19 protein-coding genes and 1 pseudogene are annotated in these 24847 nt (G+C 68.9%); 6 read left to right on the forward strand and 14 right to left on the reverse strand.

Annotated features, from left to right (window positions below; translation table 11 throughout):
- Positions 1–37 precede the first annotated feature (37 nt).
- Positions 38–1435, forward strand: coding sequence for a glycosyltransferase family 39 protein (locus tag BLU04_RS03885; protein ID WP_093282467.1), 1398 nt, complete (start codon positions 38–40; stop codon positions 1433–1435).
- Here the strand turns inward: BLU04_RS03885 and BLU04_RS03890 are convergent.
- From BLU04_RS03890 to BLU04_RS03900, 3 genes are all read right to left on the reverse strand, one after another.
- Positions 1359–2474, reverse strand: a complete 1116-nt coding sequence (locus tag BLU04_RS03890) for a PepSY-associated TM helix domain-containing protein (protein WP_093282471.1) — start codon at positions 2472–2474, stop codon at positions 1359–1361. The two genes, BLU04_RS03885 and BLU04_RS03890, sit on opposite strands and share 77 nt — an antisense overlap.
- Before the next feature lie 122 nt (positions 2475–2596).
- Positions 2597–3289, reverse strand: a complete 693-nt coding sequence (locus BLU04_RS03895; RefSeq protein ID WP_093282473.1) for a Fe2+-dependent dioxygenase — start codon at positions 3287–3289, stop codon at positions 2597–2599.
- 6 nt (positions 3290–3295) lie between these two features.
- Positions 3296–5650: a TonB-dependent siderophore receptor gene (locus BLU04_RS03900; RefSeq protein ID WP_093282476.1), complete on the reverse strand. Its 2355-nt coding sequence runs from the start codon at positions 5648–5650 to the stop codon at positions 3296–3298.
- Between the two features lie 371 nt (positions 5651–6021).
- On the opposite strand from BLU04_RS03900, the gene BLU04_RS03905 reads away from it, so the two are divergent.
- Positions 6022–6540, forward strand: a complete 519-nt coding sequence (locus tag BLU04_RS03905; RefSeq protein WP_093282478.1) for a hypothetical protein — start codon at positions 6022–6024, stop codon at positions 6538–6540.
- 20 nt (positions 6541–6560) lie between these two features.
- Here the strand turns inward: BLU04_RS03905 and BLU04_RS03910 are convergent, their stop codons facing one another.
- Positions 6561–8252: an AarF/ABC1/UbiB kinase family protein gene (locus tag BLU04_RS03910; protein ID WP_093282479.1), complete on the reverse strand. Its 1692-nt coding sequence runs from the start codon at positions 8250–8252 to the stop codon at positions 6561–6563.
- 113 nt (positions 8253–8365) lie between these two features.
- Between BLU04_RS03910 and BLU04_RS16800 the strand changes: the two genes are divergently transcribed.
- Positions 8366–9883, forward strand: a complete 1518-nt coding sequence (locus tag BLU04_RS16800; RefSeq protein ID WP_197673024.1) for a glycosyltransferase family 2 protein — start codon at positions 8366–8368, stop codon at positions 9881–9883.
- Positions 9884–9949: 66 nt separating this feature from the next.
- A complete protein-coding gene (locus tag BLU04_RS03920) occupies positions 9950–11068 on the forward strand; it encodes an LptF/LptG family permease (RefSeq protein WP_093282482.1) in 1119 nt (372 codons plus the stop codon).
- Between the two features lie 541 nt (positions 11069–11609).
- On the opposite strand, the gene BLU04_RS03925 is transcribed toward BLU04_RS03920, so the two are convergent.
- The 6 genes from BLU04_RS03925 to BLU04_RS03950 form a co-directional block, all read right to left on the reverse strand.
- A complete protein-coding gene (locus BLU04_RS03925) occupies positions 11610–12257 on the reverse strand; it encodes an SGNH/GDSL hydrolase family protein (protein ID WP_093282484.1) in 648 nt (215 codons plus the stop codon).
- A gap of 18 nt (positions 12258–12275) precedes the next feature.
- Positions 12276–13085, reverse strand: a complete 810-nt coding sequence (gene rsmA, locus BLU04_RS03930) for a 16S rRNA (adenine(1518)-N(6)/adenine(1519)-N(6))-dimethyltransferase RsmA (RefSeq protein ID WP_093282487.1) — start codon at positions 13083–13085, stop codon at positions 12276–12278.
- Positions 13086–13094: 9 nt separating this feature from the next.
- Positions 13095–14432, reverse strand: a complete 1338-nt coding sequence (locus tag BLU04_RS03935; RefSeq protein ID WP_093282489.1) for an alkaline phosphatase — start codon at positions 14430–14432, stop codon at positions 13095–13097.
- Positions 14429–15640 (reverse strand): acyltransferase, encoded by a 1212-nt coding sequence (locus BLU04_RS03940; protein ID WP_093282492.1) that lies wholly within the window; start codon positions 15638–15640, stop codon positions 14429–14431. The genes BLU04_RS03935 and BLU04_RS03940 overlap by 4 nt, the downstream gene beginning before the upstream one ends.
- Positions 15641–15745: 105 nt before the next feature.
- Positions 15746–16531: a sulfite exporter TauE/SafE family protein gene (locus BLU04_RS03945; protein ID WP_093282494.1), complete on the reverse strand. Its 786-nt coding sequence runs from the start codon at positions 16529–16531 to the stop codon at positions 15746–15748.
- Positions 16528–17598, reverse strand: coding sequence for a 5'-3' exonuclease H3TH domain-containing protein (locus tag BLU04_RS03950; protein ID WP_093282497.1), 1071 nt, complete (start codon positions 17596–17598; stop codon positions 16528–16530). Before BLU04_RS03950 ends, BLU04_RS03945 begins: the two co-directional genes overlap by 4 nt.
- Before the next feature lie 60 nt (positions 17599–17658).
- On the opposite strand from BLU04_RS03950, the gene BLU04_RS16270 reads away from it, so the two are divergent.
- Entirely contained in the window at positions 17659–19134 is a 1476-nt protein-coding gene (locus BLU04_RS16270; protein WP_255360057.1) for a glycosyltransferase, read from the forward strand.
- Positions 19135–19136: 2 nt separating this feature from the next.
- Here BLU04_RS16270 and BLU04_RS03965 read toward each other — a convergent pair whose 3' ends face one another.
- Entirely contained in the window at positions 19137–20609 is a 1473-nt protein-coding gene (locus tag BLU04_RS03965) for an FAD/NAD(P)-binding protein (RefSeq protein ID WP_093282501.1), read from the reverse strand.
- A 116-nt stretch (positions 20610–20725) separates the two neighbouring features.
- Positions 20726–21586, reverse strand: coding sequence for a helix-turn-helix domain-containing protein (locus BLU04_RS03970; RefSeq protein WP_157895091.1), 861 nt, complete (start codon positions 21584–21586; stop codon positions 20726–20728).
- A 107-nt stretch (positions 21587–21693) separates the two neighbouring features.
- Here BLU04_RS03970 and BLU04_RS03975 point away from each other — a divergent pair, with 107 nt between their 5' ends.
- Positions 21694–22587 (forward strand): hypothetical protein, encoded by an 894-nt coding sequence (locus BLU04_RS03975; RefSeq protein ID WP_093282506.1) that lies wholly within the window; start codon positions 21694–21696, stop codon positions 22585–22587.
- Between the two features lie 36 nt (positions 22588–22623).
- On the opposite strand, the pseudogene eutC reads toward BLU04_RS03975, so the two are convergent.
- Positions 22624–23337: pseudogene (gene eutC, locus BLU04_RS03980) on the reverse strand (ethanolamine ammonia-lyase subunit EutC); the annotation flags it as partial.
- Between the two features lie 55 nt (positions 23338–23392).
- Positions 23393–24778, reverse strand: a complete 1386-nt coding sequence (locus BLU04_RS03985; RefSeq protein ID WP_093282511.1) for an ethanolamine ammonia-lyase subunit EutB — start codon at positions 24776–24778, stop codon at positions 23393–23395.
- Between the last annotated feature and the right edge of the window lie 69 nt (positions 24779–24847).

The raw sequence follows: 24847 nt of genomic DNA on the forward strand, positions 1-24847 counted from the left end.
TTTGAGTCCCCGCCCCGCGCGCGCCATCGTTGCACCGATGGCCGCTTCCGGTTCCCCTTCCCGTCCTTCCCGCTTCTCCCGCTGGGGGACGCCGCTCCTCGTTGCCGCCGTCGCGGGGGTTTTCCTCTTCTTCTTCGTCGACCGGATCGCCTGCCTCTTCCCGAAGCCGGGGAAGGCCTTCAAGTCGGCGATCTCCGGGTGCGACAACAGCTACTATTACTTCTGGCTCCGGGGGGCGATGGTCCGCCACGACGTCGACCTCGCCCGGGACGTCGCCGAATGCGCGACGATGCCCGACGACCTCCGGAGCCTCGTCCTCTCCTCGGAGCGGACGCCGACGGGGCTCCTCCCGAACAAATACGGGATCGGCTGGGCGCTCGGCGCGGTCCCCTGGTACCTCCTCGGCTCCGGGGCCTCGCGCCTCCTCGGCCTCCCCCTCGACGGCTACGGCGCGGCCTACCAGACGGCGCTCTTCCTCGGCCAGCTCGCCTACGCCCTCGCCAGCCTCGCCCTCGCCTGGCGGATCGCCCTCCGCTTCGTCTCCCGCGCCCGGGCGCTCCCCGGCGTCCTCCTCCTCTGGCTCGGCTCCTTCCTCGTCTACTATCAGGCGAGCGCGACGACGATGGCCCACGGCTTCGTCTTCTTCTGCTTCGCGCTCGCGACCTGGGCGGCATTGAAGATCGAGGAAACGGAGGAAGGACGCCGTCCTTCCCCCGCGCTCTGGCTCCTCCTCGGCGCGGGAGCGGGGCTCGCCGTCGTCTCCCGGTATCAGGCCGTCGTCCTGCTCCTCCATCCGGCGCTGGTCCTGGTTCGCCACGTGAGGAAAAACCCGATGGGGCCGCTCCTCGCGCTCCTCCCCTTCGCCCTCTGCGTCGCCCTCCAGATGGCGGCGTGGAAGGCGGTCTTCGGGACGTGGCTGATGCCTTCCTACGGGAACGAATCGTTCGACTGGAGCCACCCCCATTGGGGCGCGGTCCTCTTCTCCCCGTTCCACGGGCTCTACTATTGGAATCCCCTCCTCCTCCTCGGGACGGCGGGGCTCGGCTGGCTGGCCTGGCGGCAGGCCTCCGCCGCGCCCCGGTGCTGGCTCCTCTCGTGCGCGGCGCTGTGGATCGTCAACGGCGCGTGGTCGTGCTGGTTCTTCGGCGCCTCGTTCGGGCTCCGCGCCTTCGAGGGGGCGATCCTCCCGCTGATGGTCGGCTTCGGCTTCCTGCTCGACCGGGCCGCGGAGAGGACCCCTTCGGGAAAAAAGAGATGGCTGCTCGCGTTGACGCTCGCGGTGGCGGTCTTCCTCGCCGTCGCGAACGTCAGCCTCGTCTACCTCGCGCGGAAGGATCTCCTCTCCTCCGAGCGCCCCGTCACCCACGCGGAGATGGGACGGCTCCTGATCGATTTTTGGGGCGGAGGCGCTTCCAGGCCAGGACGAACCCCGTAAGGACGAGGACGATCGTGGCGACGGCGACGACGACCGTCACCGCCAGCCCGAGCCAGCCGCCGTATTGGCCGACGTGGACGGTGCGGCTCAGCCCGAGCGTCTTCCGCCACAGGGGCGTCTCGTCGTAGGACTCGAACTGCGCGGGCGTCTCCGAGGCGGGATCGAGCGGGAGGGTGAGGCGCGAGCTGGCGTGGGGAATCCAGCGGTCCTCCTCGATCGTCGCCGTGATCGTCCCCGACGGCATGCCGCGCCCGCGCGGCGCGCGGAAGCTGATCTGCCGCCAGGCCGGGACCTTCGCGACGGTGGTCGCGAGGAGGGCGTCGTAATCGACGGGGGGGCGGTGCTCCTGATGCTCGCCGCCGTTGCGCCCGCCGCCAAAGCCGCCCCGTCCGCCCATGCCCGGCCCGCCCCCGCCGTTCAGGAAGACGCCGTTGACCGCCATGACGAGGCCGGTGACGACCGAGACGAGGAGGAGGGGCGAGGCGAGGAAGCCGAATTCCTTGTGCCAGCGGCGCGGGTTGCTCTTGTCCTTGAGGAAGCGGCGGTCCCACATGAAGAGGCCGCTGACGAGGAGGAGGAAATAACACGCCGTCGCGCCGAGGACGATCTTCAGCCCAAGGTCGTGGCCCTTCCCCGTGAGGGCGAGCCAGCGGTGGAGGTTCTCGACGGTGCGGAAGAACTGCTGCCCCGCCTTCGGGCTCTCCCCGAGGACCTCGCCGGTGTAGGGATTGAGCCAGAGGGTCCGCTCCTGGCCGAGGCCGAAGGCGACGGCGGCGGCGGGATCGTTGCGGACGGTGAGTGAATTCGGCTTCCGCTCGAACGTCTCCTCGGCCTTCGCGGCAAGGGTATTGAGCGGGAGGCGCTGCTCCTCGCGCTCGGCCTCGGTGGCGGGGACCGCCACCTTCGTCAGGTGCCGCTCCTGATAGGCGTCGAGGGCGGGCTGAACGGCGAGGATGAGGCCGGTCCCCCCGATGAGAAGGATGAGGAGCCCGGCGACGAGGCCGACGATGAGGTGGAAGCGGAGGAGGAAGAGGCGCATGGGAGGGTGAAAAGACGTTGAGGGCAAGACGATCGAAAAAGGTCGATGTTACGACAAAAGCCCTTCCTTCCGGAAGGGCCTTTTGAAAGAAAAGGAAAAGGGAGCGGGAAAGAGGCCTCCCCCTACATCTCGGCCCATTGCCGGAGGAGGTTGTGGTAGACCCCGGTCAGCTGGACCGTCGAGGCCTCGGCGGCCTCGTTCCCCGGGAGGTCCCGGGCGAGGCGCTGGATCCCCTGGTCGAGGTCGAAGAGGATGGCGCGCTTCCCGTCGTCGCGGATCATGCTCTGGATCCAGAAGAACGAGCAGAGCCGCGCCCCCCGCGTGACGGGGCGGACGTAGTGGAGGCTCGTCGCCGGATAGAGGATCATGTGCCCGGCGGGGAGCTTCACCGCCTTCGGCCCGTAGGTGTCCTCGATCACCAGCTCGCCCCCGTCGTACTCTTCGGGACCGGCGAAGAAGAGCGTCGCGGAGAGGTCGGTGCGGACGCGGTGGCCCGTCCCGGGGATCTGCCGGATCGCGTTGTCGACATGGGTGCCGAACTGCTGCCCGCCCGAATAGCGGTTGAACATCGGCGGGTAGACGTGGAGGGGGAGCGCCGCCGCCATGAAGAGCGGGTTCCGGCCCAGGGCGGCCAGGATCATCTCGCCGACCTGACGGGCGACGGGATGATCCTGGGGGAGCTGCATGTTGTCCTTCGCCTTCGCCGACTGGTACCCGGCGGTCGCCTTGCCGTCGATCCACTCGGCCTTGGCGAGGGCCTCGCGGGCGGCGGCGACCTGCTCGGGATTCAGGACATCGGCGATGGGGAAGAGCATCGACGCTTAATACTTGAAGTTCGTGCTGAAGACAACGCTGCGGCCCGCGCCGGGGACGCTCTGGCTGCCGCCGATCCGGTCGATGTATTCGACGTCCCAGAGGTTCGTCACGTTGAGCTGCATCGTGATGTTCTGGTTCAGCTTGTAGGAGAGCATCGCGTCCTGCTTCCAGTAGCCGGGCTCGCTGTTGATGTTGTTCGTGTTCTCGAAGCGACGATCCATGAACTGCGCGCCACTGCCGATCGTGAAGCCCTTCGGCAGATCGTAGGTCGTCCAGACGGAGGCCGATTGGTCGGGCGTGTTCGGGAGGCGCTTGCCGATGCTCTGGAGGTTCGCGTAGTTCGCGGAGATGACCTTGCTCTCCATGTAGGTGTAACCGGCGAAGACCTTCCACTCTTCGGTGATGCTCCCCGTCGCGCCGACTTCGACGCCCTGGACGCGTTGCATGCCGGAGAGGCTGTAGGCGATGGAGGTCGTCGGATCGGTGATGCGGGCGTTGGTCTTGTTCGTCCGGAAGAGGGAGGTGGTGAGGGAGAGCTTGTCCTTCAGCACGTCCCACTTCGTCCCGATCTCGTAGGTCTCGTCGGCCTCGGGCTCGAGGAGCGAGGTGCCGCTGGTGAGGCCGGCGGCGCTGTTGCCGTTGGCCGTCCCCTGGATCGAGGAGTTGAACGAGGTGCCGTAGCCCGCGTAGAAGCTGCCGCTCTTCACCGGCTTGTAGACGAGGGCGGCGCGCCAGCTCGGCAGATCGTCGGTCCGGTAGAAATGGCCCGCGCCCGTGGGCGTGATGTAGCCGAGGGTCTGGGAATCGGACTGGATGTGGTCGAACCGCATGCCGAGGCTCGTTTCCCAATGCTCGTCGAACTTGATCGTGTCGAAGAGGGAGAAGGCCGAGGTGTAGGCCCGGGCCAGCGTCTCGTCTCCATAGTTCAGGATGTAGGGGTAGTTGTCGCCGGAGAGGGTCGATTCCGGGACGCCGTTCGCCGTGCGGTTGTTCTCCTGCTCGCGGCTGAATTCGACGGTGCCGACGAAGGTGTGGTCGAGGTCCCAGGTCTTGAAACGCTGGGTGATCTCGGTCGCGTTCGCGATGAGGTCGTCGAGCTGGTGGCGACCCTTCGACTCGCGGGCGACCTGCCCGGCGGTGAGGGGCGTCGTCGCCGTCGGGGTGATGCCATTGCCGACGTTCTCGAACCGGGGCGAGCTGACGACGGAATCGCGGTAGGTGCGGTCGTAGCGGCTCGTGTTCGACATCTTCAGGTCGTCGTCGAAGGTGTGCTCGATCTTGAACGTGGGGATGTCGGTCCAGGTGTTCTCGTGATCGTTGTTCGAGTAGCCGAAGAAGCTGCTGTAGCGATAGGGCGCGGGCTGGCCGAAGTAGCTATGGTAGGTCGGGTTGGCGGCGAAGGAATAGCCGTTGGAGACCGTCGGGATGCCGTAGCCGGTGAGGTTCGATTCCTGCTGGTGGAGGTAGGAGAAGGTCAGCTTCGTGTCGGGCCCGATCTTGAACGTGGCCGAGGGAGCGATGGCCCAGTGGTTGTTGTAGACCGTGTTGAGGTTGGCGAACTGGTTGTACTGGTAGACCCCGTTGAGGCGGAAGGCGATATCGCTGATGTTCTCGGCGAAGGCGGGGGTCTTCATCTGCTGGTTGATGTCCATCGTCTCGCGGGTGTACTCGTCGGTACCGAGGCCCACGTTCGCGGAGTAGTAATTCTCCTGCTCCGGGGTCTTCGTCACCATGTTGAGGGAGCCGCCGGTCGAGCCGTGGCCGCTCACCGTCGAGCCGGGGCCCTTGATGACTTCGACCTGTTCGAGGTTGAAGGGATCGCGGTTGTAGACGCCGCTGTCGCGCATGCCGTCGACGAAGATGTCGTTGCGGGCGTTGAAGCCGCGGATGTTGATGTTGTCGCCCGAGAGATTGCCACCCTCACCGGCCTGCATCGTGACGCCGGGGACGTTCTGGAGCACCTGGCGGAGCGACGAGGCGTTCTGGTCCTGCATCACTTCCTTCGGGACGATCGTCACCGTCTGGGGGACGTCGCGGAGGGGCTCGGTGTATTTGCCGGAGGAAAGCTTGTCGGTCTGGTAGTCGCTCTTCGTCTTCGCGGTGACGACGACCTCGTCCAGGGCGGCGTCTTCCTTCTTCGTCTTCGTGGCGGTGCCGGTGTCGGCGGTGTTGCCCGGGGCCGAGGTCGAGGCGGAGGAGGAGGCCGAGGGGGTCTCGGCCTTCGCCCCGGCGGCCCCGGCGATCATGATCGCGTTGACGAGGGCCATCATCGAGATCCGGCCGTAGCGGATCGGGGAGGAAACGCCGCGGGCCAGGGGACGGACACCGGGAACAAGCTGCTCGGGATGGGATCTCTTCATAAATTGGTCCGTCTTTGCTAGCAGTCAAAAAGGGAGCCCGCTTTCTGCGGCTTGTCATGAGAACGCGCCGGATTGTTGTCGTCCGGCAAGGGTACGGAGGCGAGAACAAGTCGAAGCCCGCCGGATAAAGCTTTCCGAAAACGGGGAGCCCTTGAAGCTGATCAGAACTTGACCAGCGCGATCAAAACCGTGTCAGGACACGGGGCCCGAGCGGCTCGATTTGGAGCCCCGTCCGGAGACCGCAAAAAGAAAAGTCCACTCCCTCACCGATTTTTATCCTTTTTGAATTCAGCAGGTTATGAAAATCCCGATTCCCGCGCCTCCTCCCTTTTTGCCGCGTTGGCACGGCGCGTGATTCGACTCACTCGCCTATGACGACGTTCAAGATGATCACGGTCCTTTTCCTCACTGCCACGGTGATGACCTTCTCGACCAAGGCGATCGTGGCGGCCGACGGAACCGAGAAGCTCGAAAAGCAGGTCGACGACGGCTGGGAGATGGCGAGCGCCCTCGACGTGAAGGGCAAGGGAGGGTGGACGACCTGCGGGGTCTTCGCCCTCGACCTCCAGCGCCGCTTCACCCTCGCCGGGGGCGAGAGCCACATCATCGTCTACGATTGGACCGACTCGGCGGGCTTCGGCGACCGCCACGCGCTCTTCGTCTTCCGCGACGCCCAGGGCCATTACTGGGGGATCGACAACCGCCATCTGGAGCCCCTGTGGCTCGCCGGGACGACCCCCGCCGAGTGGGTCGCCAGCTGGGAGCCCGACAAGGTCAGCCTCCACCTCGTCGCCGACGTGAACCACCCGAAGCTCGCGGGGCGCACCGCCGACAAGAGCCGCTACGACCGCCTGACGGCCCAACGTTCCCTCGACCAGCCGACCCAGTAGGGCCAGTGGGGCCGGACCTCCTACATCTTCCCGTGCCGCAGGATGCCGACGAGCATCCAGAACCCGAGGAACCCCGCCAGGAGGTAGCCGAAGAGGCCGAGGGCCGAGACGTCGCCCCACAGCGGCGGGACCTTCGCGTGGATGATCAGCGAGGAGCCGATGACGAGGGCGGCGACGACGACGGCGAAGGAGAGGCGGTTCACCGCCCGCTCGAAGGCGTGGGCCGCCGGCTCGAGGCCCTCGTGGTGGAACTTGATCCGCATGTGGCCCCCCTTCACCTGGGTGGCGAAGCGGCGGAGCTCCTGCGGGAGGTCGCGGGCGACCTCGGTCATCTCCTGGGCGAACTCGAGCGCCCCGAGGATCATGCGTCGCGGGCGGAGGCGGCCGAGGCGGGTCCGCTTCATGAAGGGCTGGGCGTGGAGGATGAGGTCGTACTCGGGGTTGAGCTCCCGGACCAGCTGCTCCATCACGCTGATCGCCTTCAGCATCAGGACGAGGTTCGAGGGGAGGCGGAGGCCATGCTTCGTCGCCAGGTGGGAGAGCTGGGAGACGACCGAGGCGAAGCGGAGCTCCCCCGCCGGGCGGTAGAAGTGGGCGTGCATGAACTCGGCGACGTCGGCCTCGAAGGGGCCGCGAACCGGCTCGGCCTGGTTCTCGGTCAGCTTCAGGAGGGCGGTCGCCGCGCTCGCCTCGTTGTGGCGGGCGATGGCCCAGACGAAGTCGACGAAGGCCTCGCGGGTCCGGAGGTCGAGGAAGCCCATCATCCCGAAGTCGAGGAAGCAGATCCGCTGGTCGGGGAGGATGTGGAGGTTGCCCGGGTGGGGATCGGCGTGGAAGAAGCCGAACTCGAAGACCTGCTTCATGACGAGGTCGGCGATGCGGACGCTGAGGACGCGGCAATCGATGCCGACGGCCTGGAGGGCGGCGTGGTCGGAGACCTTGATCCCGTCGATGTATTCGAGGACCAGGAGGCGCGGAGTGGTGAAGTCCCGGTAGAGGACGGGGACGTGGAGCCCGGCCTCCTCGCGGAACTGCCAGGCGAAACGCTCCAGGTGGGCCGCCTCGCAGGTGAAGTCCATCTCCTTCCGCAGGCTCTCGATCAGCTCGTCGATCAGCGCCACGGGGCGGTGGAGCCGCCAGCCGGGCAGGTGGACCTCGGCCAGCTCGGCGAGGTGGCGGAGGATCGCGAAGTCCTCCTCGACGGTCTCGACGATCCCGGGCCGCTGCACCTTCAGCACCACCTCCTCCCCGGTGAGGAGGCGGGCGCGGTGGACCTGGGCGATCGAGGCCGAGGCGAGGGGCGTCTCCTCGATCGCGGCGAAGACCTGTTCCGGCGGAAGGGGAAGCTCCTCGTTCAGGATGGCGACGATGTCGGCATAGGGCAGGGGGGAGGCCTGGTCCTGGAGCTTCGCCAGCTCGGCGATGTATTCGGGCGGGAGGACGCGGGTGCGGGCGGCGGCGAGCTGGCCGAGCTTCACGAAGGTCGGCCCCAGTTCCTCGCAGACCCGGCGGACCCGCTCCGCCGGGGTCATCCGCTGGACGGCTTTCTGCGTCACCCGGACGCGGCGGAAGGGAAGCCGGTCGGCCCGGGGGAGGGGGAGGTGCCGGGCGAGGTCGCCGTAGCCGTATTTGAGGAGGACAGCGGCGACGTGGCGGAGGCGCTTCGCCTGCTGGTAGGCGGCGCCGATCTTGAGGAAACGTTGGAGGAACATAGGGTTTGGGCTTGGGACAGGGTCCCACCCCCACCTTAGCACGGGATTGGGAAACCCGGCGGGGGAAAATCGACAATCCCGCCCGGGCATGGTATTCCAGCGGTTCCGGTTTCATGAGTGACGCCCCCGCCCAACCCCGCCTCTCCGCCATCCTGATCGTGAAAAACGAGGAGGCGAACCTCCCCCGCTGCCTCGCCAGCCTCGCCGGATTGGCCGACGAGGTCGTCGTCGTCGACACCGGATCGACCGACCGGACCGTCGAGATCGCCCGGGAGGCCGGGGCCGCCGTCCACTTCTTCCCGTGGAACGGCGTCGAGGCCGACGCCCGGAACGTCTCCATCGCCCGCGCCTCGGGCCGCTGGCTTTTCCAGATCGACGCCGACGAGGAGGTCTCCCCCGAGCTGCGCCGGGAAATCGTCCGCGAACTGAACCGGATCGACGCCCTCGAGCCCCCCGACTCGACGGAGATCCCGAACGCCCTCAGCTTCGTCCTCCGCAACGTCTACCTCCACGGCGCGGCGAGCCGGAGCCGCCTCTTCCGCATCGGGCGGGCCGCGCCGGACTACGCCTTCCACGGCATCGTCCACCCCACCCCGAACTACCTCCCCCCCTACGCCAACCTCCGCGGGGAACTCCTCCACCACGGCTACCAGTGGACCCCCGAGACGCGGCGGCGCAAGGGGATCGGCCTGCTGGAGCGCCTCGCCCTCCGCCCGGCGGAGGAGCGGCGGACCCTCCGCCACTTCTCCGAGACCCTCATGGCCCTCCTCATCGTCGGCGAGGACGAGCTCTTCCGCCGCGAGTGGCAGCGGCGGCGGCAATTCACCTCGGAGGAAAAGTACGACGGCCCCGAGGCGGTCCTCTGGTCCCACGCCCTCTGCAACGCGCTGAACCACTTCGCCGCCTCGGCCGATTTCTCCTCGGGCGAAGGGGCCGCCGTCGAGATGCTCTCCCACCGGCCGACCCACGTCCGCTCCGTCCTCCACCTCACCCAGGGCGCCGTCCGGCGCGAGGAGTGGAGCAACGTCTGGAAGCAGGCCCAGCGCCTCGTCGGCATCGGGTTCGACTTCACCACCGTCGACTTCTTCCAGGCGATCCCCGTCGACGCCGCCCCCGCCCTCCGCGCCTGGCGCTGGCTCGCCGCCGTCATCGACGGCCCCGAGGAGGAGGGCAAGACCGCCCCGCCCCAATCGATCTGGCACCCCCAGCTCCTCCCCATCTTCTGGCGCGCCGAGCAGCGGCGGCCCGGCCGGATCGTCCTCCCCGACAACCTCTCCACCGGCGTCCTCGGCCTCCGCGCCGGCCTCGACGCCCTCGGCGCGCCCGGCGGGGAAGCCGCCGACCTCGAGACCGTCCGCCGCGTCGACAGCCTCACCGCCGCCGCGCTGAAGCGCCTCACCCCCGGCGGCCCCGGCCACCTCCTCTCCCTCGTCACCCGCTTCTGGCTCAACCGCCGCTTCGTCAACCACGAGCGCGCCGCCGAGAACCTCGCCCTCGCCCGGCTGGCCGCCGAGCGGTACACCACGATCCGCTGGCTCGACCTCGCCCTCCCCCTCTCCCTGGAAGAGGAGCTGAAGCCGGGGGCCTTCGGGGCGTTCTACCGCCGCGCGCTGGTCCGGCTCTGCGGCTAGGATGCCGCAAATCCCCAATCGACTTGGGGGCCGCGCTCGCCTTAAATAAGCCCCTCTTCGGTCGTCATGCGCACTCTCTACCGTCATCTCTATCGCGAGCTCCTCGGGGTCTCCCTGGTGACGACGTTCGTCCTGACGTTCTTCCTCCTGCTGGCGAACGTCTTCCGCGACGTCTTCGCGCTCCTCCTCAACCGCGAAATCTCGTTCTTCGTCATCGCGAAACTCGTCGTCCTCCTCATCCCCTTCGTCCTCACCTTCACCCTCCCCTGGGGCCTCCTCCTCGGCGTCCTCCTCGTCTTCGGGCGGATGTCGCGCGAACAGGAGCTGACCGTGATGAAGGCGAGCGGCATCGGCCTCGCGCCGATCATCGCGCCGGTCATCGTCCTCGCCCTCTTCGCCAGCACCCTCAGCTTCTGGATCAACGCCTCCCTCGCGCCGAAGAGCCGCCAGATGTTCAAGGAGAACTTCGCCGAGATCCTCCGGAGCGACCCCCTCAGCCTCTTCACCGCCGGGCGGGTCATCAACGAGTTCGACGGCTTCCGCCTCTACGTCGGCGAGCGCGAGGGGGCCCAGTTCCGCGACGTCCACATCTGGCAGATCGACGAGCAATCGCGCCCGCTCCGCTCGATCCGGGCCGCCCGCGCCGAGATCGTCCCCGACCTCGCGAACGACCGGATCCTCCTCAACCTCTACGACGCCCGCCAGGACGAGCGGAACGCCGCGACGCCCGAGGACCTCCATCGCCTCTCCTCCGGGATCAAGGCGGCGCAGCTCCCGCTCGAGATCTCCCTCACCCCGATCTTCACCCGCCTCCAGCAGCACAAGAGCACCGGCGTGATGACCCTGAGCGAGATCGGCCGCCTCGTCTTCGACCCCCTCCAGATCCTGCGGACGCCGAACATGACCCCCCTCCTCACCGAGTTCCAGAAACGGGCCGCGCTCTCGCTCGCCTCGTTCACCTTCGTCCTCGTCGGGATCCCCCTTGCCATCCAGGCGCAGCGGCGGGAGACCTCCGTCGGCCTCGTCCTCTCCCTCGCCATCGTCGCGGCCTACTACCTGGTGATCCTCATCGCCGAATCGCTGAAGACCCGCACCCATCTTTTGCCGGAACTGATCATCTGGATGCCGAACCTCCTCTTCGAGGCGCTCGGCTTCTGGCTCCTGCTCCGGGCGAACCGGCGGTAGGGGGGCGCGGGGGGAGGGGCAGCCCTTCGGGACCGGGTACATCTCCCTGTGCAGCTGGATGCCGGACGCGCGTTTAGAGATGCAAGAGGGGGCTGCGCCCCTCCTGCACCTCCCCCTCTGATAGGCCGTGGTGTCGATGAGGCGCAACCCAAGAGGCCTATCTCCCATACGCCCACTCTACTCCGCTGGATCTAACCCCCTTGAGGGCCGAGCCATGGGAAGGAGCATCCAAGAAGCAGGCCTATCTCCTCGATGCCGAATCCCTGAGGATATCTTTCCCATACGCTTCTCTCCCGATAGGAGTCTAGGCGTATGGGTACCGCTACCCCTTCAGTACGTACCCTCGGGCGTACTGGAACCATCCGATTTTAATCCAGTTCGGAGACGAGGCGCAGGGGGAAACGCGTCCGCCTAGCTAAGGCCCTCAGAACAGGAGGTCACGGAGGGGCGAAGCCCCTCTGTGGCGTTAAAGCGGCTCGCCTCCAGCTGTACAGGGTTGACCGCGCCAGCCCCGAAGGGCGCTCCCCACCCCGCGCCCCCCCTACCACTGATAGCCGATGGCCTTCAACAGCGCCCGCGCGATGACCATGTGGCCCGCCGCGTTCGGGTGGATGCGGTCCCAGGCGAGGCTGGAGGAGTGGCGGTTCGTCAGCGCGTCGTCGAAGGCGGCCTGGAGATCGACGAAGACGGCGCCGTGCTTCGCGGCGAGGTCGCGGACGACGGCCCCGTACTGGTCCATCCGGGCGCGCATGAGGTCGGTCTTGATCGGCTCGATGAGGTAGGGGGTCATGAGGATCAGGCCCTTCAACGTCGGCTTCGTCTGGACGACGAGTTCTTCGAGGGTCGCGGCGTAGGTCTCGAGCGCGACGGCGGCCTCGGTGATGAGGGGCATGTCGAACTGGCGCCAGACGTCGTTGATCCCGATGGCGATGGAGAGCCAGTCGGGCTTCAGGTCGAGGACGTCGGTCTGCCACCGCTTTTTCAAATCGAGGACGGTGTGGCCGCCGCACCCCATGTTGACGACGCGGATGGCGTGGTCGGGGATCGTCGCGGAGAGGAGGGCCTCGACGTTCGCGACGTAGCCTTTGCCGTAGGCGTTGAAGAGGCCTTCGCCGACGGGGCGGGTCCGTTCGGCGTCGGTGACCGAGTCGCCGATGAGGAGGAATTTGGAGCGGGGGGCGAGGAGCATGGCTTAGGAGGGTGGAGGTTAGGGGTTGGGGGTGATTTCTTTGTATTGGTTCCACGCGGCGACCCACTCGGGAACGGAGAGTTCCTCCGGGCGGCGGGAATCGGCGATGCCGAGGGTGTTGGAAAGTTTCTTCCGCCGCTGGGAGAAGCCTTTCCGCACGAAAGCGTGGAAGGCGGCGCTCTCCTCCTCGGGGACGAGGGGCGCGGCGAGGCGGTCGAGGCGGACGACGGCCGAATCGACCTCGGGGACGGGATAGAAGACCGAGGGCGGGAGGACGCGGACGAGGCGGACGGCGTAGCCGCTCTGGATGTGGATGGTGATCGCGCCGTAGTCGGAGGTGCCGTGCTTCGCCGCGAGGCGCTGGGCGACTTCCTTCTGCAGCGTCATGACGATCCGCTGCGGCGGCCGGGGGAGGGCGAGGACGGCGGCGAGGAGGGGCGTCGAGATGTTGTAGGGGAGGTTCCCGAGGAAGAGGCGGGGCCGCCCGCCCGCGCTTTCCCGGAAGGCGGGATCGGCGAGGGTCTCGAGCGCGTCGCCCTCGACGAGGGTGAAGCCGGGCTTCGCGCCGAGGCGTTCCCGGAGGAGGGCGGCGAGGCCCCGGTCGATCTCGAGGGCGGTGAGCTCGAGGCCCGCGTCGAGGATGAGCTCGGTCAACGCCCCGAGGCCGGGGCCGACCTCGAGGACCGGCCCGGCGGGGTAGAGCTCCCCGATCGCCTCGAGGACGATCGCCTTCGCGAGGTTCTGGTCGTGGAGGAAGTTCTGCCCGAAGCGCGCGAGGGGGCGCATGCCCCGCTCGTCGAGCAGGCGGCGGATTTCGGTCAGCGTCATTAAGAAGGATTAAAACAGGTCCTGGACGAGGCTGAAGATCTTCTCGTTCGGGATGAACCCGGAGAAGCGTTCCGCGCCGACGCCCCCGGCGGCGATCCAGGCGGGACCGGCGGTGAGGTCGGCATGGCGGGCGAAGCGGACGGCGGGGGCGGGATGGTGGAGGTCGGCGGGATTCGGGGAGAAGAGGCCGCTCGCGTATTGGGCGCGGAGCCAGGCCTTGTCGGCATCGGTCTTCGGGACGCCGCCGGGGCCGGCCAGCCACTCGTAGCCGCTCCCCTGCTCGACGGTCTCCGAGGTCGGGACCGCGGGGGGGACGAGGGCGCCGGCCGCCGTCGCCGCCGGGACGGGGGGCGGCGGGAGGGCGAGGTCCTCGCGGGCGGTGTCGAGGCTGCCGAGGCTGAAGTTCGAGGTGACGAGAATCAGGGCCTGCTTCCCGGCGTAGGAGCGGGTGGTGCCGACGGCGGCGTCGAGGGCGAAGACCTCGTCGAGGGCGACGTCGGTCCAGTTGTTCCGCGCGGCCTTCCCGATCAGGCCGTCCTCGATGACGAGGAGGTAGCCGCTGACGTTGTACTGGAGGCACTTGATCGCGGTGGCGGCCATCGAGGAGAGGCTCGGCTCGGTCGTCGCGCCGCGGTGGAAGGGGCCGAAGGTGAAGTCGCCCGGGGCGAAGAGGCCGAGGAGCTGCCGCGTCCGCCACGTCGGGATCCGGTCGAGGTCGGCCCCGGTGCGGACGAGGGTGTAGCCCTTCCCGGCGGCGTCGGCGACGAGGTCGCGGCCGTCGGTGCGGCCCCGCTCGTTCGCGAGGGTGGCGGGGGTGAAGTAGTCGGCCCCGCCGCCGAGGATGACGTCGATCCCCGAGGTGTCGATCAGCTCGGCGGCGCTCCGCGCCTCGTAGGCGGGCTGGCCGGGGGTCCGCCCGTAGAAGGCGAGGGGGGTGGCGCGGGTCAGCTCGCGGTTCGTGACGAGGCCGGTGGAGCGGCCCGCCTTCTGCGCGGCGTAGATGAGGGAGTCGAGGTGGGTGGCGTCGGCGGTGACGCCGACGAGGCCGTTGCGGACGCGGCGGCCCGAGGCGAGGGCGGTGCTGGCCGAGGCCTCGTCGGGGACCGGCTGGTCGAGGCCCTGGACGTCGACGATGGCGACGTTGCTGAGGGCGTCGATGTTCAGCGTCTGGCCCCGGGCGGCGGCCTGGTGGCGGGCCTTGTTCAGGAGGGAGGAATCAAGGCCGTTGGCGACGATGACGATGATCCCGTCGGCCCGGTGCGCCACGAAGGTGCGGACGTAGAAGACCCCGATGAGGCCGAAGAAGAGAATCAACAAGAGCGCGAGGAGTCCGACCCACCATTTCATATATGTGAGGGGGACTCTAAGGGTGCCCGCCTCGCGGTGCAAGCGGCGGATTGGTCAACCCGGGGCGGCGAGAGGCGCTGCGCCAGCCGCCGCCCGAGGTCGATCGCCGGTTTGTCGATCACGCGGTAGAAAAGAAGCGCCGCCAGCAGCGAGAGGCCGAGGAAGGGAACGAAGAGCGCCCCCACCGGGACCTTCCCGACCAGGAGGTAGACGAGGACGTAGAGGACGATCGCGTGGAGGAGGTAGAGGCTGTAGGAGATCCGGCCGAGGAAGAGCGGGACCGCCGTGCGGAGCCACGCCTCGAGGCCGTTCCGCCCCAGCACCGCCGCGATGAGGCCCGCCGCGCCGAGCAGCGTCGCGAGATTCGCCGCCCCCATCAGCCCGGGCGTGTTGAGGGCCCCGCTGAGGTCGGGGACCAGGTAAAGCCCGAGCGAGAAGAGGAGCCACCCCGCCCAGGCCACCGCCGAAAGGCCGTTCACCGCCGCCGCGATCCCGGCCCGGTGCCGAGCGAGGGCGATCCCGGCCAGGAACATGACGATGTAGACCGGCGTGAAGAAATGATGGGGGAGGAGCGCGACGAAGAGCGCCGCCCCGCCTCCCAGCGCCACGGCCAGGAGCGCGAGCCGGGGGGCCAGGAGGAGGAGGCCCGCGCAGAGGAAGGGGAAGATCAGCGAGATCTGCATCTCGATCCGCAGGCTCCAGAACACCATGTCGAAGACGCGATTGGGATAGGTGCCGAGGAAGAGGATGTGCCGCGCGACGAGCCCCGGATCGACCGGCCCGGCCCACATGCTCTCGAACCAGGGGGAGATCCCCGCGAGGCCGTGGAAGCGGCTGTTTCCCCAGACCCCGAGGCCGAGGGCGACGAGGTAGGGAAGCCAGATCCGGCAGATCCGCTTCACCGCGAAGACGCCGTACCGCTCCGGCCTTCCCCCCACCCACGGCAGGGCGAGGACGAATCCGCTCAGGACGAAGAAGAGGATGACCGAGGCCTCTCCCGAGACGAGGAGCGCGAGCGGCGTCTTCTCCAGCAGGAACCCGGCCCAAGGCGGCCTCCCGCAGGCGATCCAGAGCATGTTGAAATGATGGAGGACGACGATCAGCGCCGCCACGCCGCGCAACCCGTCGAGCGCCTCGTTCCGCTCCCCCGCCGCCCCGGCCCCGGGTGCGGGAGCCAGGGGTTCGATCTGGAAGCCGGAGGGGGACATCGGACCCGATCCTAGAACCTGTCCTTGTGATTTGAAAAGAGCGGGGGTGACCCAAAGTGCTCCTTCGTCCACCGGGAGGCCGCCGCATGCCGCCTCGGAACCGGATCAGAATTTCTTCACGAAGAAGTACGCCGCGATGGCGAGGCCGAGCGCGCAGATCACCCGGCGCACGGTCGTCGCGGAGATGCGCTGGGTGAAGAGGGAGCCGAGGTAGTAGCCGGGGATCGCGCCGAGGGCGAGGACGGCCATCCGCTCCCAATCGATGAGGCCGCAGGCGATGAAATAGAGGGCGGCGACGACGTTGATGAGGCCGCCGAGGGCGGTCTTCACCGCGCTCATGTGGTTGATGTCCCGCATCCCGCTGAGGCTCAGCGTGGCGAGCATCAGGATGCCGATCCCCGCGCCGAAGTAGCCGCCGTAGATCGAGGTGAAGAACTGGAGCGCGATCGCGGCGAAGACCGGGCCCGCCGTTGCCGTGGACGCCCTGTCCCGGCCGCCGGGGAGCCGCGCGGCGATCGCGCCCTGCGCCATGAAGAGGACGGTGGCGAAGAGGAGGAGGAAGGGGACGCACCGCTCGAAGGCGGCGGAGGAGGTGTGGGTCAGCAGCAACGCGCCGAGGAGGCCGCCGAGGAGGCTGACGGGGATCAGCTTCCGCAACCATTCCCCGACGGCGGCGAAGTGGTTCCGGTACCCGTAGACGCTCCCGATCATCCCGACGATGAGGGCGAGGGTGCTGGTGGCGTTGGCCCGGATCGGATCGCTGCCGGTGAAGAGGAGCGCCGGGAACGAGAGGATCGTCCCGCCCCCGGCGATCGCGTTGACCCCGCCCGCGGCGAAGCCCGCGAGGAGGAGGACGGCGAAGTGCTGGGGCGGGAGGGAGAGGAGCGTCACAGGAGGAAATCGCCCTGGACGAGGGGGCCTTTGGAAGAAGGGGGAGCGAAAGGCACGGCAGGCGCGGCAGGCGCAGGTGGCGGAAGCGGGGCCGGGGAGGCGGGGAGCGCGGACGGAGCGGCCCCGGGGACAAGAAGCCGCGCCTCGGCCTCGCGCTGGAAGGTCTTGAACTCGAACCGGGCGAAGAGGGCGGCCTGTGCGGCGAAGTCGGGACGGAGGGCGAGCCCGTCGAGCGGGACGGGGAGGGCGAGGGCGTCCCGGAGGGAGACCATGACCCGGTTGCGGGCGAGGTGGCCGCTCCGGTGGGCGGCGCAGAGGGCGGCGCGGAGCTTGTCCGACTTGATCTTGGCCTTCAGCCCGGGCGAGGCCCCGTCGGGATCGGCGTCGAGGAGGGCCAGCAGGAGGTCGAGCGTGCCGTGCTGCGTGATGAGGGTCGCCGCCGTCTTCGGGCCGACGCCGGGGACGCCCGGGATGTTGTCGACCGCATCGCCGGTGAGGGTCAGCAGGTCGCCGATCCGCTCCGGGGGGACGCCCCATTTGTCGAAGACGGCGGCGGCGTCGAGGAGGGCGAAATCGGGCGCTCCCGCGACCCCGCCGCCGGTCACCGGCTGGTAGATCGTGATCGCGCCGTGGCCCGGCTCCCGCCCGGGGCCGACGAGCTGCATGATGTCCTTGTCGTTCGTCGCGATGACGACCTCGACGCCCCGCCGCGAAGCCTCCCGCGCGTAGCTGGCGATCAGGTCGTCGGCCTCCTCCCCGTCGACGCAGATCGGGGTGAAGCCGAGGACCCGGGCGACGTCGCCGAGGTGGTCGAACTGGGCGAGGAGATCGGGCGGTGTCTCGCTCCGGTTCGCCTTGTAGTCGGGCTGCAGCTCGATCCGCGCGTCGAGGCCGCCGTCGAGGATGAAGGCGGCGGCATCGGGCCGCAGCTCGGCGATCATCCGCTTCAGCGCCTTCGCGAGGCCGTAGAGGGCGTTCGTCGGCTCCCCGCGCGAATTCGTGAGATGCCGGATCGCGTAGAACGAGCGGTAGGCGTAGTAATGTCCGTCGACAAGGAGGAGCCGCATGGGAGAATCGGAGTATCGGACGCGGTCCCGGCGATGTCAAAGGTACGAGCGTCCGGCGGAATGGATGAATCGGCCTTCGCCCGCTCACTTTTCGTTAAATTTTTGATCGGGAACGAGATCGGACTTTCATCCATTCTCCGACCGCGTCTAGGGTGGTTCGCTGTGCGCGTTTTGCTGGTCACATGGGGTTCGTCGGGGGATTTCTTTCCGTTCCTTTCCTTGGGTCGGGAGCTGAAACGGCGGGGCCACGCCGTGACGCTGCTGGGCGACGCCGCCTGGCGCGAGCGGACCGAACGGGCCGGGCTCGGCTTCGCCTCCGGCCTCGCGTGGGAGGAGCACAACCATCCCCTCAGCACCGATCCCGAGCTCTTCTCCACCGCCCAGGGCGGCCTCCGCTGCTTCCGGCGGCTCGTCGAGGGGGTCCTCGTCCCCCTCTGGTACGACCTCGCGGCCTCGCTCGAGCGGGAGGTCGCCGCCGGCGGCTACGACCTCATCGTCGCCCACCACCTCGCCTTCCCCGTCGAGCTCCTCCACGAGCGGACCGGCATCCCCTACGCCACCGTCTGCCTCGCCCCCGGCCTCTACCCCTCGGCCTCGGCGATGCCGAGCGGCTTCGCCCACGCCCCCCTCCCCGCCTGGACCGGCCCCCTCGGGCGGGCCGTCCAGCGCCTGTTCTGGGGGATCGGCCGCTGGCAGGTCGGGCGGCTCCTCGATCCCGTCGCCGACGGCTTCCGCCGCCGCGCGGGGCTCCCCCCGAAGGCGAACGCCATGTGGGCCGGCTGGTCGTCCCGCCTCGTCCTCCACCTCTACAGCGAGGCCCTCGCCGCCCGCCCGCCCGAATGGGGGCCGCAGCACGTCGTCACCGGATTCTGCTTCAACGACGAGGCCGGCGACGAGGGAAGCGGGGCCGGCAAGGCCCCCGCCTCCCTCCCTCCCGAAGTCGAGGCCTTCCTCGATCCCCGGGCCGGGCCGAAGCCGTGGCTCTTCACCCTCGGGACGACGGCGATCCACCAGCCCGGCGCCTTCTACCAGGCCGCCGTCGCCGCCGTCGCGGGGACCGGCCACCGGGCGATCCTCCTGACCGGGCTCGAAAAAAATCGCGCCTCGCTCCCGCCCCTCCCGCCGAACGTCCTCGCCATCCCCTACCTTTCCCACGCCGCGATCTTCCCCCGCTGCGCCGCCGTGGCCCACCAGTGCGGGATCGGGACCCTCGCGGCCGGCCTCCGCGCCGGGGTCCCCGTCGTCGCCTGCCCCTACGCCTTCGACCAGCCCGGCAACGCCGCCCTCCTCGCCCACACCGGCACCGCCCTCGTCGTCCCGAGGGAGAGCCGGACCGGCCCCGTCTTCCGGCGGACCTTCGCCAAGCTCCTCGCCGGCCCCGCCCCCGCCCGCGCCCGCCTCCTGGCCGCGACCATCGCGAAGGAAAACGGCGCCCTCACCGCCGCCCTCGCGCTCGAAAAGGAATTCGGCGGCGGGAGGGTCCGGGGAGGGGCGGCGCCGGAAGCGATGAACACGCCTTCGGGATCGGGGCGCTAGCTCTAGATATCGAACGGGAGCGCCGCCGAAGCGCGGGGCGCCTCGGCCCCGCGGACCCGCGCGGCGATGGCGGCGGCCTGCTCGCGCAATTCCCGGACGGCGGTCGTCTCCCAGAGCGTCCCGCGCCGGATCGAGCCGAGGGCGTAGATCTCGTGGCGCGGCTCGCCCCGCGCGGGGAGGAGGCGGCCCGCCGCGTCGGCGTCGAGGCCGAGGTGGAGGCCGTCGGGCCGGGCGAGGCCCCGGTCGAGGAGGCTCCGGACCAGCGCGTCGCCGGTGCGGAGGCAGTCGGTCGCCAGGCCGGTCCCGTTCGCGACGTAGCCGACGCGGAGGCGGACGGTCTCGCCGCCGCCCCGCTTCTGGAAGACGACGTCGAGGCCCTCCTCGGCGGGCTCGATGAAGGCGAGGCGGCCCCGATGGCAGACGAGGCGGCCCTCGTCCCGCAGCCGGTCCTTCAGCGCGATGACGTCGGCGGGGGCCCGGTGGCGGACGGTCTCCCAGTAGGGGCGCAGATGGCGGAGGAAGCGGCGGCGGTCGTCGAGGGAGAACTGCTGCCAGAGCGCCTGCGACTGGGGCCGGAGGGAATCGATCACGTCGCGCCAGAAGGCCCCTTCCTTGATCTTCCGCCGGACGGCGCGGACGACCTGCCGCAGGGTCCCCCCCTCGACCGGCCCCGCGTTCCGGAACGGGACCGAGGCGGGCGGGTGGGGGAGCGGGAAGAGGCCCCGGCGGGAGAGGACGTGGATCGTCCCGGAGGTCTTCTTCCGCGCGAGGGCGGCGAGGAAATCGAGGCAGGTGAGGCCGGAGCCGAGGATCAGGACGTCGCCCGTTTCCCGGAGGCGCTCGACGGTGTTCGGCCTCCACGGCTGGGAGAGGTAGCGGGGATCGGCCTGGTAGCTCTCATGATCGCCGCCGCCGAAGACGGGGGGCGGCGGGGAAAAATTGCCGAGGGCGAGGACGACTTTCGCCGCATAGAGGAAGCGGCCCTGGTTGAGGAAGACGGAGAGGGTCCCGTCGGGCATCGGGACGAGGTCGAGCGCGCGCCCCATGATCGTCTCGATCGTATGGGGCCCCGCCTGCCGCGCCGTGCGGAGGAGTTCCTCCAGATAGTCGCCGTAGTGCCGCCGGGGGAGGAATGCCGAGGCGAGGGGCGTCCCCGCCGCCGCGTACTCGTCCCGGAGCTCCGGCTTCCGCTCCTCGACCCAGCGGAGGAAATCGCCGGGAGCGTCGGGGAAGGCCCCCATGTTCGCCGCGCCGACGTTGAGGAGCCCTTCGTTCGCGCCCCGCCCGTAGGCGATCCCGGGTCCGAAGGAACCGCTCGAATCGATCAGGGCGATGCGGAGCGGCGTCGCGGTGGCCTCCCCCTCCCTCTGCGCCCGCAGGAGATGGATCGCCGTCAAGGTCCCCGAAAATCCGGCCCCGAGGATGGCGACGTCGAAGAACGGATTGGCGAGGGAAGAGGGGGTCGAGAGACTCATAGGACAAAACCCTTCGGGTAAAGGTAGCTTAGGTCGGAGTCGTTTTCCTCACGCCTCAGAATATAATTCTAATATAGTATAATAATAGGACTGTCTAGCTCTCTCTTGGTCCTCCCTTACTCCATTTCCTTGCGCAGTTGGCGCGGCGATTTCCCCAATTTCTTCCTCACCCACGAGGAAAAGTGCGAAAGCGACCCAAAGCCAAGATCATACGCGATCGACTTCATGCTCCGGTTGCTCTCGGTGATCGCGAGGTGGGCGGCCTGGCTCCGCTTCCGTTCCCAATAGTCGGCGGGCGTCGTGCCGAGGTCGCGGAGGAAGAGACGGTTCAGCTGCCCCGTGCTGATGCCGAGGGCGTGGGAGAGATCGCGCTCCCGCAGGGGGAGGCTGAGGGGCTGGTTCTCCATCAGGTGGACGGCGCGGCGGACCCGGTCGTCGAGCTGCCCGATCGTGTTCGGCCGGAGCCCCTGCCGCTTCATCGCCAGGGTGTATTCGAGGACCCAGCCGTAAAGGAGCCGCTGCATCTCGAAGTACCGTTCCGGCGACGGACTGCTGACCCGGACGAGGTCGAGGGTCGTCCCCGGGAAGGTCCGGCTGACGAACCGGGCGAGCCGCTCCCCGAGCCGGGCGAGCCGGGGCGCCTCCCCCGCCGGAAAACAGATCGTCCGGCTCCGGTCGAAGAGCGCTTCCCCCGTCGGCCAGTGCGCGCCGAAGCGGACCGAAAGGAGCGAGGCGTCGTCGCTGAAATCGTGCCGCCCCTCGCCCTCCCGGGGAAAGATCCATGCGCCCGGGCCGTAGGTCTTCCGCTCCGCGCCGTAGATCAGCGTCACCTCCCCCCGCGACAGCAGCCAGGAGGAGACGAGCGAGGTGGGGAGCGTCGTCCGGGGGTAGGCCGTCGGCCCCGAGTAGGCCCAGGCCAACTGGACCCGCAGGTCATTCCAGTTCTCCAGCGGATCGGTGCGGACCGGAAGAGGCATATCCAAAAAGTAACACTTTTTGATAAAATTCTGCAATCGCATTAATTGGTAATCAATGATTTCCAACCCCATAGTCGATTTTCAGAAATTCATAATAATCAAAATTTATGAAAACCCCCTGCCAGGAAAATCCGATGACACCGCCTCGTCCCGCTTCCCCCTCCCGTCTGGCCTTCGCCATGGCCTTGAGCGCGCTCGCCCTCCTCCTTCCGGCCACGCGGGGCATGGCGGCGACCACGCTCCTCTCCTATTGGGATTTCAACAACACCGCGACGAACTACTCGGGCTCGCTGACCGGCTCCTTCGCCACCACCAACGCCGGTTTCGGCGAGGTCTTCAACACGACCAACAACCGCCTCTCGAGCAACACCGCCAACGGGGCCCTCTACACCTCGACCTACATCGATTTCACCGGCGTCACCGGCTACATCAACGGGGGCCACACGAATACCTACTCCCAGTGGGGCGCCTTCAACGACGCCTCGACCAATCTCGGCAGCGGCCAGAATTCCAACCTCTACGCGGGCGACACCTCGACCCAGCAGGGCGCGGCCTTCCTCGTCCTTTCCTCGACGACCGCAGCCCCCGTCACCAGCAGCCTCGTCTTCTCCCTCGACACGCAGGGCTACCAGGGCATCTCGCTGAGCTACGCCGGCCGCACCGGCGGCTCCGCCCTCACCTCCCTCACCTGGGCCTACAGCTACGACAACGTCACCTTCACCACCGTTACGCCGACCCAGACCGGCACCCTCACCCTCGGCGGCGGCTACTTCGACATCTCCGACACCTTCAGCACCGTCCTCGACAACAAAAGCGCCGTCTATCTGAAACTCGTCCTGAACGAAACCGGCAACGGCACCACGGCCAACTTCGCCCTCGATAACGTCCAGGTCCTCGGAACCGCCCTCGCCGTGCCGGAGCCGCCCGTCTGGGAGCTCCTGATCGGAGCCCTCGGCGCGGCCCTCTTCGTCCGGGCGCGGGCGCGGCGGGTTGAAGCCTAAGGGTGCAAAAAAGGCGGCCCTTCGGGACCTCCTTTCTCACCCCTCCAAGGAGGGCTCCTCCAAATCCTTCAGCGCGACGCCGCTGACCTTCCGTTCCGCCGAGGCCGCGAGGAGGGCGGCGAGCTTCGCCGCCGCCTGCGCCGGGGGGAGGCCCTCGGGGCGGATGTTGGAGAGGCAGTTGCGGTCGGCGTCGGTCCGGGCTGCGCCGGGGCCGAAGGTGAGGTAGGCGCCGAGGCTGTCGATGGAGCTGAAGCCGGGGCGCTCCCCGAGCAGCATCACCGATTGGCGCGCGCCGAGGAGTTCCCCGGCCTCGTCCTGCAGCTTCACTCTTCCGAAGGGGACGATGAGGACGGGGTAGAGCGTCCATCCCGCGCCTTGCAGCAAGGGAAAGAGCCGGGCCAGGACGGGGACGGCCTGCCGTTCCGCCGCGAGGGCGGAGAGGCCGTCGGAGACGAGGACGAGGAGATCGCGGCGGCCCCACGTTCCGCTCCGCTCCCGCAGCGCGTCGCGCGACGCCCCATCGAGACGCCGCCCGAGATCGGGCCGCGCCAGGTAGGTCCGGCGGTCGGCGGCCTCGGTGGCGACGGGGAAGCTCTCGATCCCCGCTTGTTCCAAGGCCTCGGCCACCGTGGCGGGAACGAAGCGGGCGTGGACGGCGTCGCGTGCGCGGGCGTGGCCGAGGCGGAAGTCGACGACGGCCTCGGTGCGCAGGCTTCCCCCCGTCCGCCCGAGGGCGATGCGGGCCTGGGTGAAGCGGCGGAGGCCGAATCACCGGTCCCGGCCTTCGGGGGCGGGCGGGACGAGGTCAGGCGTTTCCATGGAGGAGGAAGGGATGGTCGCCCGCGACGGGGAGGAGGTGGCGGCCCTCGACGGTCGCGATCCGCATGGTCTCGAGCCACGCCTCGAACTCGGGCGCGGGCCGCAGCCCGAGGGCCTGGCGGAGGTAGTGGCTGTCGTGGAAGGAAGTCGACTGGTAGCCGAGCATGATGTCGTCGGCCCCGGGGACGCCCATGATGTAGTTGCACCCGGCGACGCCGAGGAGCGTCAGCAGGGTATCCATGTCGTCCTGGTCGGCCTCGGCGTGGTTCGTGTAGCAGACGTCGACGCCCATCGGGAGGCCGAGGAGCTTCCCGCAGAAATGGTCTTCCAGTCCGGCCCGGATGATCTGCTTCCCGTCGTAGAGATATTCGGGGCCGATGAAGCCGACGACGGTGTTGACGAGGAGCGGCTTGAATTTCCGGGCGACGGCGTAGGCCCGGACTTCGAGGGTCTGCTGGTCGACGCCGTGGTGGGCCCCGGCGGAGAGGGCCGAGCCCTGGCCGGTCTCGAAGTACATGACGTTGTCGCCGACCGTCCCGCGCCGGAGGGAGCGGGCCGCCTCGTCGGCCTCGGCGAGGAGGGAGAGGGTGACGCCGAAGCTCCGGTTCGCCGCCTCGGTCCCGGCGATCGACTGGAACATGAGGTCGAGCGGCGCGCCGAGGCGCAGGGCCTCCATCTGCGTCGTCACGTGGGCGAGGACGCACGACTGGGTCGGGATCTGGTAGCGGGCGATGACCTCGTCGAGGAGGCGGAGGAGCCGGTCGAGGGAGCCGACGCTGTCGGTGGCGGGGTTGATGCCGATGACGGCGTCGCCGCAGCCGTAGAGGAGGCCGTCGAGGATCGAGGCGGCGATGGCCTGGGGATCGTCGGTCGGGTGATTGGGCTGAAGCCGGACGGAGAGCCGCCCCGGCAGGCCGAGGGTCCCGCGGAAGGCGGTGACGACGCGCCGCTTCTGCGCCGCCAGGATGAGGTCCTGGTTCCCCATGAGCTTCGAGACCGCCGCCGCCATCTCGGGCGTGAGGCCGGGCGCGAGCGCCTCCAGCGCCGCCCCGTCGGTTTCGTAGCGGAGCAGCCAGTCGCGGAACGCGCCGACGGTGAGGCCCGCGACGGGCGCGAAGGCGGCGCGGTCGTGGGTGTCGACGATGAGCCGGGTGACGTCATCGTCCTCGTAGGGAACGAGGGGATCGTCGAGGAAGCGCTGGAGCGGGACCTCGGCGAGGCAGAGCTGGGCGGCGACCCGCTCCTCGGCGCTCGCGGCCGCGACCCCGGCCAGCGCGTCGCCGGAGCGGAACGGCGTCGCCTTCGCCATCAACTCGCGGAGCGAATCGAAGCCGTAGCGGCGGGCGCCGACGGAGCACGACCAGGGGGGCATGGATGCAGTGGAGCGGGAAGCGTGCCGCGAAGAGGCCAGGGAGCGTTACATTGTGGTGACTGTTCCCCC

This window comes from Verrucomicrobium sp. GAS474 (assembly GCF_900105685.1).
GTDB lineage: Bacteria > Verrucomicrobiota > Verrucomicrobiia > Methylacidiphilales > GAS474 > GAS474.

Excerpts from the sequence above, each read along its gene's own strand:
- BLU04_RS03885 (WP_093282467.1), top strand. The coding sequence starts at position 38 with ATGGCCGCTTCCGGTTCCCCTTCCCGTCCTTCCCGCTTCTCCCGCTGG.
- BLU04_RS03890 (WP_093282471.1), bottom strand. The coding sequence starts at position 2,474 with ATGCGCCTCTTCCTCCTCCGCTTCCACCTCATCGTCGGCCTCGTCGCC.
- BLU04_RS03895 (WP_093282473.1), bottom strand. The coding sequence starts at position 3,289 with ATGCTCTTCCCCATCGCCGATGTCCTGAATCCCGAGCAGGTCGCCGCC.
- BLU04_RS03900 (WP_093282476.1), bottom strand. The coding sequence starts at position 5,650 with ATGAAGAGATCCCATCCCGAGCAGCTTGTTCCCGGTGTCCGTCCCCTG.
- BLU04_RS03905 (WP_093282478.1), top strand. The coding sequence starts at position 6,022 with ATGACGACGTTCAAGATGATCACGGTCCTTTTCCTCACTGCCACGGTG.
- BLU04_RS03910 (WP_093282479.1), bottom strand. The coding sequence starts at position 8,252 with ATGTTCCTCCAACGTTTCCTCAAGATCGGCGCCGCCTACCAGCAGGCG.
- BLU04_RS16800 (WP_197673024.1), top strand. The coding sequence starts at position 8,366 with ATGAGTGACGCCCCCGCCCAACCCCGCCTCTCCGCCATCCTGATCGTG.
- BLU04_RS03920 (WP_093282482.1), top strand. The coding sequence starts at position 9,950 with ATGCGCACTCTCTACCGTCATCTCTATCGCGAGCTCCTCGGGGTCTCC.
- BLU04_RS03925 (WP_093282484.1), bottom strand. The coding sequence starts at position 12,257 with ATGCTCCTCGCCCCCCGCTCCAAATTCCTCCTCATCGGCGACTCGGTC.
- rsmA (WP_093282487.1), bottom strand. The coding sequence starts at position 13,085 with ATGACGCTGACCGAAATCCGCCGCCTGCTCGACGAGCGGGGCATGCGC.
- BLU04_RS03935 (WP_093282489.1), bottom strand. The coding sequence starts at position 14,432 with ATGAAATGGTGGGTCGGACTCCTCGCGCTCTTGTTGATTCTCTTCTTC.
- BLU04_RS03940 (WP_093282492.1), bottom strand. The coding sequence starts at position 15,640 with ATGTCCCCCTCCGGCTTCCAGATCGAACCCCTGGCTCCCGCACCCGGG.
- BLU04_RS03950 (WP_093282497.1), bottom strand. The coding sequence starts at position 17,598 with ATGCGGCTCCTCCTTGTCGACGGACATTACTACGCCTACCGCTCGTTC.
- BLU04_RS16270 (WP_255360057.1), top strand. The coding sequence starts at position 17,659 with ATGGATGAATCGGCCTTCGCCCGCTCACTTTTCGTTAAATTTTTGATC.
- BLU04_RS03965 (WP_093282501.1), bottom strand. The coding sequence starts at position 20,609 with ATGAGTCTCTCGACCCCCTCTTCCCTCGCCAATCCGTTCTTCGACGTC.
- BLU04_RS03970 (WP_157895091.1), bottom strand. The coding sequence starts at position 21,586 with ATGCCTCTTCCGGTCCGCACCGATCCGCTGGAGAACTGGAATGACCTG.
- BLU04_RS03975 (WP_093282506.1), top strand. The coding sequence starts at position 21,694 with ATGAAAACCCCCTGCCAGGAAAATCCGATGACACCGCCTCGTCCCGCT.
- BLU04_RS03985 (WP_093282511.1), bottom strand. The coding sequence starts at position 24,778 with ATGCCCCCCTGGTCGTGCTCCGTCGGCGCCCGCCGCTACGGCTTCGAT.